This is a genomic window from Kaistella palustris DSM 21579, assembly GCF_000422265.1.
Classification (GTDB): domain Bacteria; phylum Bacteroidota; class Bacteroidia; order Flavobacteriales; family Weeksellaceae; genus Kaistella; species Kaistella palustris.
Genome location: NZ_KE383813.1, coordinates 98921 through 111623 on the forward strand (window position 1 = coordinate 98921; position 12703 = coordinate 111623).

Annotated in this window: 8 protein-coding genes; 1 reads left to right on the forward strand and 7 read right to left on the reverse strand. The window is 36.6% G+C overall.

Translation table 11 applies throughout. The features are described 5' to 3' along the window. Positions 1–232: 232 nt before the first annotated feature. From H562_RS0113045 to H562_RS15145, 6 genes are all read right to left on the reverse strand, one after another. Positions 233–796 (reverse strand): hypothetical protein, encoded by a 564-nt coding sequence (locus tag H562_RS0113045; RefSeq protein WP_156832006.1) that lies wholly within the window; start codon positions 794–796, stop codon positions 233–235. A gap of 271 nt (positions 797–1067) precedes the next feature. Further along, entirely contained in the window at positions 1068–4205 is a 3138-nt protein-coding gene (locus H562_RS0113050) for a type I restriction endonuclease subunit R (RefSeq protein ID WP_027377916.1), read from the reverse strand. 5 nt (positions 4206–4210) lie between these two features. Beyond that, entirely contained in the window at positions 4211–7363 is a 3153-nt protein-coding gene (locus tag H562_RS0113055) for a P-loop NTPase fold protein (RefSeq protein ID WP_027377917.1), read from the reverse strand. Between the two features lie 14 nt (positions 7364–7377). Further along, the gene (locus H562_RS15140) at positions 7378–8577 is read right to left on the reverse strand and encodes a restriction endonuclease subunit S (RefSeq protein ID WP_034691191.1); all 1200 of its coding nucleotides are present in this window, start codon (positions 8575–8577) and stop codon (positions 7378–7380) included. Then, positions 8561–10120: a type I restriction-modification system subunit M gene (locus tag H562_RS0113065; RefSeq protein ID WP_027377918.1), complete on the reverse strand. Its 1560-nt coding sequence runs from the start codon at positions 10118–10120 to the stop codon at positions 8561–8563. The genes H562_RS15140 and H562_RS0113065 overlap by 17 nt, the downstream gene beginning before the upstream one ends. Before the next feature lie 31 nt (positions 10121–10151). Next, entirely contained in the window at positions 10152–10589 is a 438-nt protein-coding gene (locus H562_RS15145) for a septal ring lytic transglycosylase RlpA family protein (RefSeq protein ID WP_169463283.1), read from the reverse strand. 667 nt (positions 10590–11256) lie between these two features. On the opposite strand from H562_RS15145, the gene H562_RS0113085 reads away from it, so the two are divergent. Next, positions 11257–11898 carry a DUF6266 family protein gene (locus H562_RS0113085; RefSeq protein ID WP_027377920.1) on the forward strand — a complete coding sequence of 214 codons (642 nt, stop codon included), beginning with the start codon at positions 11257–11259 and terminating at the stop codon, positions 11896–11898. 80 nt (positions 11899–11978) lie between these two features. Here H562_RS0113085 and H562_RS15150 read toward each other — a convergent pair whose 3' ends face one another. Beyond that, on the reverse strand, positions 11979–12245 hold the full coding sequence (locus H562_RS15150) for a MerR family transcriptional regulator (protein WP_156832007.1): 267 nt from the start codon (positions 12243–12245) through the stop codon (positions 11979–11981). Between the last annotated feature and the right edge of the window lie 458 nt (positions 12246–12703).

Genomic DNA, 12703 nt, shown 5'->3' on the forward strand with positions numbered 1-12703 from the left:
ATCATCCTTTGGCTTCGACAGGCTCAGCCACCGGTAGGAGATTTCTCAATATTTATAACTGCCATTGCGGCTGTCGAAGCGGTGCCTGGACCTGCCAATGGGGGTGCCTGAACTTGTCGAAGCGGTGCCTGAACCTGTCGAAGGCGGTGCCTGAGCCTGTCGAAGGCGGTGCCTGAGCTTGTCGAAGCGGTGCCTGAGCTTGTCGAAGGCCCCGTGCGCAGCAGTAACTCCTTTACTCTTTAGTAATATTATAAATAATTTTCAGTCGCCGTTTATCTTTGTACTTAGGGAGGTCAGGATAGTGAACCGAATTTGCGGTTTGAGATTTTTTCGTTGAAGTATCCAAGTCTGCAGGTTTTCTTTTAATTCGCTGTTTTGCCGGTTTTCTCTCGGCGGGAATTGCGGCAGAATCCGCCAGACTGTCGTACGCTATCTTTCCCAAATAAAGTTCTAAATCCTCATAAAGACGATAACCTTGTTTTAATTCTTTATCCGGAGGAAATTGTTGACCTCCTACGGAAAAACCAAGCATTTCGATCAGCAGCCGCGGGCTGTCAGGATTATAACCCCCCTGAAAAAGTATATGTGTTTTTGGTTTCAGTGACTGAAATTTCTTATCCTTATTTCTTTTAAACAGTCTGCTCAAAATAAATTCACTGCCCTCCCGATATTCAGTATCTTTAATGCCTTCCCGCATTTCCTGCATATAAATATTTTCTAAAGTCAGATAGAGAATATTCTCTTTGGAAATTCCAAGAGCATCGATTGTTTTTTGTAATTCAATAGAATAAGCCATAAGATGTATAATTAGTACCGCCTGATTTATAACAAAAATCTGCATTGGAAACGAGTTGGAAAAGAAGACAGTATGACGGTTTTACAGTGCTAAAATTAACAGGTAAAACCTGTAAACCGACATAGTGCTCTGCGAGGTGACGAACGCCTATAGACTGGAGGAAGGTAATGTGGTTTTGAATGAAATAATGCCTGCTATGGGCCAAAGGAACATAGAATAGCCGCGACTTTTTGCAATGGTGGGCCAATAAATTAATATAGGTAAAAGTATTTTATTCTCTGTATTTCTTAAAATTCTCCGCCTGCTCAAAAATCTCTTTATAAACCTCATCGCGTGTTACGGGAGGGTAACCATGCGCAGCCAGTTTTAAAATAAGATCTACTTTCAGTTCCGCTTTGATGTCTTCACGTTCGCTCCAGTCTGTGTATTTGGCTTTGTCATCGACAATGATCTTAATGTCCTTCGCTAAAGCAATCAATTGTTCTTCTGTAAACTCAAATTTGTACTTATCGCGGATGGCTTTTAAAATATCATAAAAAGACTTTTCTTCAAAGTCAATTCCCATTTTTTCGAAGGAGAATTTTTCGGTTTTTAAATCCCGAAGTAAATCTGCCATTTGTCCTGCGAGATCATCCAAAACATCGTTGGCTAAAACCATGTCTTCGCTTCTTTCGTTATAACGGTCAACAATAGTTTGCAGCCGTTTGCTGAAATCAACTGCTTTTATTTTATTGACTTTTTTGAAATCATCAATTGCCATTTTCAAAAGTCGCTGCAAGACTTTTATTTTGGTGTTCGGAAGTTTGATCCGATCGATTCGCTCTAAATATTCTTCGCCGAAAATGTCGATTTTCTCTCCTGCATTTTCGTCCATTCTAAAGACTTCTTCTACGCCATCACTTTGCAAGGCCTCTTCCACCATCTTAGCAACTCTGGCATTCATCTGTGCGATGTCTGGAGCTTCTTTTTTGGTAAGTTTATAGATGATGGAGCGAATGGCAGTGAAGTAATGCAATTCATCAGCTTCAAAAGTGGTAAAGGCTTCGGATGAACAGCAAATATTATACGCCTCTTTCATCTTCCGCACAATGCGCATAAAACGTTTTTCTAAATCCTGGGTGGATTGAACAAATTCTGCAGCGAGATTTAAGTTTTCTAATTTCTCTATCGGACTTCCTTCAAAATATAATTTGCTATTAAAGTTGTGAAATATCTTCCGCAATAAATCGAGTTGATCCTTGACAATGGTTATGGCTTTGTCAATATCTTCAAATTCATTTTGATCCGCATTATTGAATTTTGCCAACGCATAATTCATATTATTTTTAATGCCGATATAATCAATGACCAAACCTTTGTCTTTTCCTTTAAACTTTCTGTTCACCCTGGAAATAGTCTGAATTAAGGAATGTTCTTGGATTGGTTTATCAATATAAATACTGTCAAGAAATGGAACATCAAAACCAGTTAACCACATATCGACTACAATCGCAATTTTAAAATTAGACTTTTCCTGCTTAAACTGGCGGTCCAGTCCTTTTCGATCATCCTTTGTTCCTAGAATTTCATACAGATCATCGTCGTCATCTTTGTCCCGTGTCATCACCATATTTACCTTAGCGACAGGCTTTAACTCTTTCATCTCCTTATCTGAAAGTTCCTGAGTTTCATCATGAGTTTTAACAATTCCCCACTCCGGACGGAGCACCATAAGTTCTTTATAAAATTTAAATGCAATTTCCCTACTGCTGGACACAAACATGGCTTTTCCGCAAACAGTTGCACCTTCTTTTACCCGGGTTTCGTAATGGTCGACAAAATCCTGAGCCAATGCTTTTAAGCGGTCTTTATCACCTAAAATTGCATTCATATTGGTTGTGGCTTTCTTGCTTTCTTCTACCTGATATTCACTGGATCCTTCTGCTACACAAGTCGCATAGTACTCCTCGATGTCTTTTAATTTTTCTGTTTGCAGAATAACTTTGGAAGCTCTGCCCTCATACACGATACGAACGGTAATTTCATCCTGCACCGATTCATTCATGGTATAAGCATCTACAACTTCTCCAAAAACATCAAGCGTTTTATCAATCGGTGTTCCAGTAAAACCAACATAAGTGGCGTTCGGTAAAGACTGATGCAGATAGTATGCAAATCCATAACTGGAGCGCACTTCTGTATCTGTAATTTTTAGATTCTTATCCAGGTTAATTTGAGAACGGTGTGCTTCATCAGAAATACAGACGATGTTATTTCTGTTAGAAAGAAGTTCGGTATCTTCTGTAAATTTGTGAATGGTCGTAAGAAAAACACCACCACTTTCCCGACTTTTCAATTGGTTTCGTAAATCTTCTCGTGAGGAAACCGTAACAATATGATTATCGCCAATAAAGTTTTTTGCATTCGTAAAAGTTCCCGAAAGCTGTTCGTCCAGATCCGTTCGGTCGGTGATGAGAATGATGGTTGGACTTGCCATTTCTGTACTTCGCATTAGAAGCCGCGAGAGATAAAGCATAGTGTAACTTTTACCACAACCTGTTGCTCCAAAATAAGTTCCACCTTTCCCGTCGCCTTCCGGTTTACGGTGAAGCAGAATATTTTCATAGAGTTTTCTGCTTGCATAGTATTGTGGATAACGACAAACTATTTTTTCATTTTTCTTACTCGTATCGGGGAAATAAATAAAATTCTGAATGACATCACGCAATCTGTTTTTATTAAAAAGCCCTTTGATCATGGTGAACAAAGAACCAATTCCGTCCTTGGAGATTTTCTCGTCACTTTCTGCTTTACGCCACCCGTAAAAGAATTCATAAGGTGCAAAAAGAGAACCTGCTTTATTGTTTACGCCGTCGCTTAAAACTACGAAAGCATTGTATTTCATCAACTCCGGAATATCTCTTTTGTAGCGAACGGTGAGTTGCTTATAAGCATCGTTAATAGTGGTGTTTTCCTGAATGGCTGTTTTGAATTCAAAAACAACCAAAGGGATTCCATTGATGTAGAATATACCGTCGGGAATTCTTTTTTCTAAACCTTTTATTTCTAACTGGTTGACAAAGCGATACGTGTTCTGATCTGCGGAAGAATAATCGATCAATTGGATGAACAGATCCTTTTTGGTGGCATCTTCTCTTTTGAGCAAAAAACCATCTGAAACCATGCGCAGAATATCGCGGTTACTTTCGTACAAAGCTGAAGAAGAAAAATATTTAAGTTGAAGAATGATCTGCTTAATTTCGTTCGGCGAAATATCTGCGTAGTTTTGATAGAGATAATTCTTTAAATCGTCCTGAAGTAAAACTTCTTCTAAAGTTTTATGAATGTACAACCCAGACGTATGCGGAATTGCCTCTTTTTCTAAAAGGGAAATGACGCTTTGTTCTAATTGGGCTTCTGTGAATTTCATAGTAATTATTTGCCTTTAGATTTTTTAATCAATCCTAATTGTCCACCTAAAAGTTTTACATCTTCACTATTTTCTGATTTATCCTTAATAGCGTTTATAAAATCTTGTGCCTCATCTGCAGCAGATTCTAAAATCGTTTTTAATTTTTTTACGTTATTGTTTAATATCTCAATTGAATGTTCATCACTTAAAAAATCAGTTTTAAAAATGGTACGCACAGCACCTTCTACTTTCAAATTTGCATACTTAAATAACCAATCACCATAGAAATAAAAAGAATCGTTATCTATATTATTATTTTTTATAAACTCATCTCTAATATTATCAAAAGTATTTTTAAATTTATGATTTTTACTCTCCATTGACTTTATTAAACTCGAATAATCATCCTTTGTGTCTATATCATCTGCAGAAAAATTGTTGGATTTTTCCACAAGATTTTCTTTAAGCGCTTCAAAAGAACTGCTCGACCAATTATTATAATCAATGGTTTGTAATATTTTAAAATCTTCTGAATCTGAATCTGAAAAAACCTCTTTCCATTCCTCTTTTGTCAGTTCATCAAAGTACTGTACTTTTAGTTCAATACATTTTAAAGTCAATCTATTATTAATTGCAATTGCTTTTTCAAAAAAATTATTTGAAAGATTTTTGACAGAAGCTTTAGATAAATCAGATGGCGACCAATTATTAAATTTTTTAACTAAATTTTCTAATCCTATATCTGTGTTTTCTGAAATAAGTTCTATCGGCGGTAAAACTTTGCTTAATAGTAATCTGTAAGAACCATAAATATCTTCATCATCATTTACAAGTTTATTTAAAACTTCTTTATAAAGAGGGACGTCTTTAAATATTTCATGTTTTAAAATAAAATCGGAAAAAGAATTATAATTTAAAATTTCCTTCGCAACTTTGTCAACAAATGAGTCCTCTGTTTTATCTAATGCTGCTGTGAAATAAGATTTATAACCGCCTAAAGCCAAATCTCGCGACAATCTCATTGCGAGTAAATCATAATATAGTTCATCTTCTTCAGTAACGGTTGTAAACCTAGAATATAAATTAACGTCTGTTAAACCATCTGTCTTAATTGACTTTCCAAATTCTTTTAAAAGTCTTAAAATTTCTGCCAGCAATTCATTGTCAGCGAAATTAGTTTTGAGATCAGCATATAATTGCTTTTCAAATTTTGGAAGTTTGTACTCATCTCTATTTAAATATTTGGTAAAGTCTATCTCTTGTAATTTTTCGGTTTTAATAAGTGCTAAATATTCATCTAATTCATTTTCATCTACATCAATTCTATAGCTTTCATAGTGTTCTTTTTTAGATCTAACTAATTCAATAAATGCATTAACATTATCTATTTCGTGATAATCTAAATTTTCCAAAACTTCTATTTCAATTTTTTGATCTGTTAAATATTGCTGCAATTCGTCAATATTATTAGCATACTTTAAAGTATCCCAATTTTCATCGTAAGATAATTCTGAAATAATGTGCTGAACATATACTAACCGTTCTTCTTTACTTCCAATTTTGCTTAAAATAACTTTTTGGAAATTTTTAATTTTATGATCTGTATTTTCTAAAGAGTATGATCTTTTTATTAAATCTTCCCAAATTAAATTTTCACTTATATTTGATTTAAATTTGTCGGATGGTACTGTATTTAAAGACTCAATAGCGTTAGGTAAAAACTCATCATTAATCGTTGGATATGTGGTTTCGAGGATCGAAGTAAAAATGTTTGATTCCGCAATTGTATTTAATTCTTCTTGGTCTTTTTTAATTAATGCATCATAAAGTTTCTGCTCAAATATTATCTCCATAGATTTTTCTGGATCAAGCTGATAAACTATCGCAGTTATATATTTTGGCAATTCAATATCATTTGAGTAAATAAAATCCAAACCTTTTATAAAGGAGGGTTTGCTTATTTCTGAAACGGGATCCTCTAATATTTTTGTCTTATTAATTACAAAAAGAGCAAGATATTGTGCTGGAATTTTACCCTTATGAATTTGTTTTAAAGTTGCAATTTCATTAGTCAAAACTATTATTTCTCTTGGTGTTATTTTCTTGTTTTGAATTTCATATACTTGTATAGTTCGTCTAAATTCTTCTCGATCATAATCAACCCCAAAGCATTCAGTCCATTTTATCTCAAAAAAAGATTTCCAATTAGTCATAATTGGGGGAGCAACGCGATAAACTATATCAAATGTTTTATTGATATAATCTTCTGCATAATCGCCAAATTCTGTCTTATCTTTTGAGTGGTTTAAATCACCAAAAGCATTTTTTATATGTTCACGATCAAATGGTATGATCACTTTAATGTTTTCATATTTTTGTTCAGCAAAAAATATATGAATTGATGACCATAAACCTAATATTTTCTGCTTTGGAAGCCGATCAAAATTATCAAAAACAACTACAACTTTTTCATCTTGCAAATCCATATTGATTTCCAAAATCCAATCTCTAAATTTTTTAACTGAAGGTTCTTCTTCTGTAATAGTTACAAAAGTTGTTTCTTCAATTTTATCCTTACTGTAAATTTCAAATAATTTATTCCATGCATACAAATAAACGTTCGCGTTTACGTTAAAATATCTGAAAAAATAATAAAGATAACCTGCTACTAAAATTAGTGCTGGAAAAGCATAAATAAAATATTTAAAACCAGAATCCACATTATCTCCCAAAACTTTTAAAAATGGCAGTAATAACAGAGAAAATAAAGACAGAATTATTCCTAAACTTAAAATAGGTTTTCGCTTTGTTGTAGTTTCCTTGTTTTTTGCAAGCAATTTTTTAAGTTTAGTATTCCATTTTTCTTGATCTACTAATTTGTTTAAACTAATATATTCTGTAATTTCTTCTAAAATTGTTCTACGTTGTTCATCCTCTTGATGTCCCCATACATCGTAGATGAAAAAATTATACTTTTTTTCAATAAGTTTTTTTTCAATGATTCTAACTAAATTACTTTTTCCAGAACCCCAACTTCCATCAATTCCAATAATCCCATAATCAGGTTTTTTCAGAGTTTCAGAAATAATATCAGCCATCGATTCTTGAGACTTCCCTTCAAATTGATCTTTCCCTAGGGGTTCGTTTTTTAAAAATTTTGGATAAAGTTCGCTCATATTGTTTTGTGTTTTTAATCTTCAACCGCCATTTTCCCCAAGAGCAAACTTTCCAATTCTTCCAGTTTTTCGATTTGATCTTTTAAATTCTGGTTCTTTTTAAAGATTATTTCAGCAATAATATTAAAATTAGATATAATATTATTGTTTGGAATAATCATCCTAATGGATAAAAGATTTGCTTGATTTATTTTTAATTGAACCGCTCCAGTAATTTTATTTGTTATGTTCTTGTTTTTTAAAAATAAATATAGACTTTCTTCAGTAAAATTATTTGTTGCTTTTAAGACATGAGCATGATTATTAACCCAAAATTTTCCAACAACATATTGCAATATTGGTGTGCCGTTTTCTGTGATAACTGTTCCATCTTCACCAAGCAAAATGTACGTTCCATCAAAAAGATATCTATCGACATAATCTAATATTGAAGATGCGCCATAATATGGATAAATCTTATTTAAATCTTTCCTTTCAAATGACGACAACGGAATTCGTTTAGAATCAAAATTTTCACAAATTGTTCCTAAATTATCCACTCTCCAACCTACCGGAATCTCCTTGCCCAATTCCTCACACTCCACCATCTCACCGCCCGAAGATTTGTACCCTTCGACAAGCTCAGGGTCCGACTTTGATTGAACAGGAAATTCAAAATCTTCAAACCAATGTTTGTAAATCGTTTGTGCAGTTTCTTCTAAAGTAGCGCAGAGTTTTTTATTCAGTTGTACGCGGTTTTCGATAACTTCATATTCTGCTATCACTTCTTTTTGTTTTTCGAGAGAAGGAATTGGTAATTCTGTTTCCAACATTTCTGCCCAATCAAAAGTTTCCCGTGCGCTTCCATGGCTTTTAAACCTTGCATATCGATCAAACTCCGGTCTGCGAAACCACATCATTAGATAGTCTGGTAATAGCAATTCTTTATCGATCACTTCAAAAACTAAATAGACTTGAGAAACTATCGCTTTATCAAATTCTTTAAGTAAAGCAATAGAAATTTTATCTCCATTTCTGGAAGTTACCGTTCCATACGCAAACTGATTTTTTTTAATAATTTTATAAGTCGACATATCAGTGCCAACAACGTTAGCAATGGAAGGAATCAGCATTTTTCTAATACTTACACCCAAAAGCGTTTTTACCTCAAGATCTCTATTTCGCTCATCCAATAATCGGATATAATTCCCCAATCTTTTATATCCCGACTTCATATCCTAATTTTTCAAACACATTTTTTAAATCCGCATTGCTTTCCTTTTCTGCTTTTAGCAAACTCATTACATCTTCCTGCAAAGCTGTCATTTTTTCGTGGTAATCTACATTCTCATCGCGGTTTATAAATTCAATATATTTACTTGGCACCAAAGAATAATCTTTAGATTGGATCTCCTCTATTTTGGCAGCGTAACAATATTCAGGAATATTTTTGTAGGCTTTCTCCGTTTGCCAGTTGTGAAATGTGGCAGTAATTTCTTTAATGTTATCTTTCGAAAATTCTATGAATTTTTTTTCAAAAGGAACGCCTATTTCCCGTAGATCCATAAATAAAACTTCGTCTTTTCTATCTCTGTAGCGCCGAACTTCGCTTCCTTTTTCAACGGTTCTCTGCGTTTTATTTTTATTAATAATCCACAGAGTTACACTGATATCGGTGGTATAAAACATATTTCTCGGCAGAATAATAACCGCTTCAACCAAACCATTTTCAACCAAAGTTTTGCGTATGGCTTTTTCTGTTCCATCACCACTTAAAGCACCATTAGCCAAAATAAATCCAGCCACTCCATTTTCTGAAAGTTTAGAAACCATGTGCAAAATCCAACCATAATTGGCGTTGCTTGTAGAAGGACTATCATAACCATTCCAGCGTGGATCATCGGTTAATTCATTTGCAGCGCGCCAGTCTTTTTGGTTAAAAGGCGGGTTTGCCATAATGAAGTCGGCTTTCAAATCTTTGTGCTGGTCGTTAGAAAAAGTGTCTGCCGCCGTGTCACCCAGATTCGCAGAAATTCCACGAATGGCAAGATTCATTTTTGCCAGTTTAAAAGTCGCATTCGTATATTCCTGTCCGTACACCGAGATCTGTTTTTTATTGCCTTGGTGTTCGTTCACAAATTTCACACTCTGCACAAACATCCCACCAGAACCGCAACACGGATCATAGATTTTTCCTTCAAAAGGTTCAATGAGTTCTGCAATAAGATTAACGATAGATTTTGGCGTGTAGAATTCGCCTTTTCCTTTCCCTTCCGCCAAAGCAAATTTGGAAAGAAAATATTCATACACCCGACCGACCAGATCGTGCTCTTTATCTGCAATCGTATTAATCTGATTGATGGTATCAAGCAAAGCAGATAATTTACTGACATCCAAGCCCAAACGGGAAAAATAGTTATCAGGCAAAGCGCCTTTTAACGCTGGATTATTTTGTTCTATGGTAAAAAGTGCGGTGTCAATTTTTAGGGCAATATCCGGTTGTTTTGCCTGTTGCATAATGTAAGACCACCGTGCTTCTTCCGGCAGATAAAAGACATTTTTCATGGTGTAGAATTCCACCATATCGGTAAACTGTTCTTTACCCTCTGCAATGAGTTCCTGTTTTCGTTCTTCAAAGGTATCTCCTGCAAATTTCAGGAAAATCAAACTTAAGACGATGTGTTTATATTCTGCAGATTCTACAGATCCGCGGAGTTTATTTGCGGAATCCCAAAGCGTTTCTTCGATGGATTTCGACTTCGTAATTTTCTTGGCCATTTAATGTTTTTCGTAATCCCTAAAATTAACATTATTTTATGAAAGTGGCAATTTTCAGATCACCAGGTGCAGAGTACTTCCGCACCTTATACTTCACCTTCAAAATTCCCTCCTTCAAGTCTCCTAATTTTTTAAAGGCACCCTGACTCAGATCGAAAGTCCGTTCGGCTTTTAAGGGACCCCGGTCGTTGACCGTTACAACTACCCTTTTTGAATTTTCGGGATTAATGATTTCCACTTCGGTGCCGAAAGCCAGACTTTTGTGGGCGGCTGTCATTTTGGAATGTCTGTAAACTTCGCCACTTGCGGTTTGCTTACCGTTGAACTTGTCGGCATAATAAGACACGGTGGTCGACCGGTAAGATGAGTCGGTGTTAACGCTGCGCGCGGAACAGGAGTAAAGAGCAGTAGTGGTGAGAACCAGGACAAACAGATGGCAGAATTCGTTTCGTGTAAAGCTTTTTATCATTTTCATTCCTTCAGACTGGTGAACAGAACCGGTTTTTATGTGGAGGTTCAGGTTTGTAAAAATAACGCTTTTTTAAACGGTACAACGAACGTACTGCGGCACCGGATAATCATTTTTAAAGGCCAACCGGGCGCTGACACATCTTTCAGCGCCGGTTATGCAATTATCTAAGCGATCCGTTTCTGTAATAGGATTTTTGAAAAATAAAAAACGCGATTCACAGAATTCCTGTCAGCGATGACCTTTCTGTTTTTAGTTATTTTCCGGCAGTTTCGTTCGGGACTCGTTCGGGACTTGTTTCCAAAATCGGCCTTTTTCCGAAGCAGCCCCGAACAATCCCGAAACAATCCCGCAACAAACTGCTTTCTGACAAGGACAGAAAGTGACATTTGCAGACATTCCCGGCCATTAAGTGACAGCAACTGTTCATTAAAGACAATGAAAGACTTTAATGGAAATATGAAGATAAACGAAGCAAAACCGCGCCGATGAAAGCCAGATTCCGACAACCAGGGAAAAATGTAGATTTCCGCAGACAAGTGATGACAGCGAGTGCCAAAAGCAGAAATGAAAGGACGATCAGCGAAACGTGAAGCCACTGTATATCAATTACTTGCATTTAACTTTTTGCCGAATTATATTTGTATCTAATTTAAACTTCAAAGTTATGGCACGTATTAAAAAAGGAATCCTGGGAGGATTCAGCGGAACCGTAGGAACGGTAGTAGGCGCGAACTGGCGCGGGATGGACGTTATCAGAAGCCGTCCGAAATCATCCGGCGGCAAAGGCACGCCGCTTCAACTGATGCAGCGCGCAAAGTTTGCGCTGGCAGTGAAATTTCAAAACTCGCTCCGCTCCATGCAGAGCCGCCTGTATGGTGAAAACGCCGGTGTGAAATCAAGAGTCAACCTGGCAGCCAGCTATCTGCTGCGCGAAGTGGTTGATTATGTGAATGACCAGGCGGTACTGCGCATGGAAAAGGTGATCGTCACCAAAGGTGTGGTTACGGGTTTCCAGAATCTCGCCGTAGCTGATGCCGCAGACCAGACGCTGAACTTTACCTGGACCGACAACAGCAGCCAGATGATGGCGAAAGCTACAGACATTTTCTGTACCGCGGTTTATGAGGAGGAATCCGGAGAATTTGCGATTAGCGAAGGGCCGGAAACCCGCGTTGCGGCTGCGGCACTGGTGGTGCTGCCCGAGATCTGGGCTGAAAAAACGGTGCATGTTTATGCATTCTTTCAGACGCAGGAGCAGGATGAAGCCTGCAACTCAGTTTACCTGGGAACTTTGATGGTGCAGTAGGAAACTGCAGTACCACGGAGACAGCAAAAACCGCAGAAATCGAAAAATTCTGCGGTTTTGCCGTTGTTGAAGATCAGCGTTTAATCTTCGGTGTCGCCTTCCATAAACTCCTCCACTTTGCTCGCCAGGTAGAAGATCTTGCCACTTACTTTTTTAAAGGGCAACATTTTTTCATCGCGCCAGCGCTGCAGGGTCCGCAGAGATACTTTGAACTGCACCATCATGTCGTGGTTGTCGAAGTATAGGTATTCCAGTGCACGGCGGCGCTCGGTTTGCTGCTGTGGAACTTTTCTGAAGGAAGGTCGGTTTTTTTGTCTGTCTCTTTCGTCCATAGTTGAAGTACTCAAAATTTAATATTTATTAAAAACTGCGGTGTACCGTAAAAAAGTTTACTCAGGTAAAGATTTTATTTTCAGTACTTTAAAACCTACATTTGTTGATGAAGTATGTTCCTTGTGCAGCACTATTACATGTAAAAATAGAAAATAGAAGCCCTTAAAAAAAGGCCTGGAGCGTAAAAACAGCGGATTGAGATGTAAAAGTTTTCCACAAAGACACAGAAGTGCCGCCTTTAGCGGCTTCGCAGCGTTTGATCTTCAAAAATGGCAAAAATCGGCACTTTTCGTTAAACAAGTGACATTAAAAGACTGATTATCTGTATGATATATTTAAACAGCTGTTTTGAGCATCTTACTTTTTTTCAATTATAAAAATATCCGTCAGAAAATAAAATGATGGCGATGGCACCTTCTCCGGCTTCGGCTCCGCTCAGCCTCCGTTCAAGATTTTGTAACCATCCGGTGAC

What these genes read in the sequence shown, in the direction of transcription:
- H562_RS0113050 (WP_027377916.1), bottom strand. Translation starts at nt 4,205, where the DNA reads ATGAAATTCACAGAAGCCCAATTAGAACAAAGCGTCATTTCCCTTTTA.
- H562_RS0113085 (WP_027377920.1), top strand. Translation starts at nt 11,257, where the DNA reads ATGGCACGTATTAAAAAAGGAATCCTGGGAGGATTCAGCGGAACCGTA.
- H562_RS0113065 (WP_027377918.1), bottom strand. Translation starts at nt 10,120, where the DNA reads ATGGCCAAGAAAATTACGAAGTCGAAATCCATCGAAGAAACGCTTTGG.
- H562_RS0113055 (WP_027377917.1), bottom strand. Translation starts at nt 7,363, where the DNA reads ATGAGCGAACTTTATCCAAAATTTTTAAAAAACGAACCCCTAGGGAAA.
- H562_RS15145 (WP_169463283.1), bottom strand. Translation starts at nt 10,589, where the DNA reads ATGATAAAAAGCTTTACACGAAACGAATTCTGCCATCTGTTTGTCCTG.
- H562_RS0113045 (WP_156832006.1), bottom strand. Translation starts at nt 796, where the DNA reads ATGGCTTATTCTATTGAATTACAAAAAACAATCGATGCTCTTGGAATT.
- H562_RS15140 (WP_034691191.1), bottom strand. Translation starts at nt 8,577, where the DNA reads ATGAAGTCGGGATATAAAAGATTGGGGAATTATATCCGATTATTGGAT.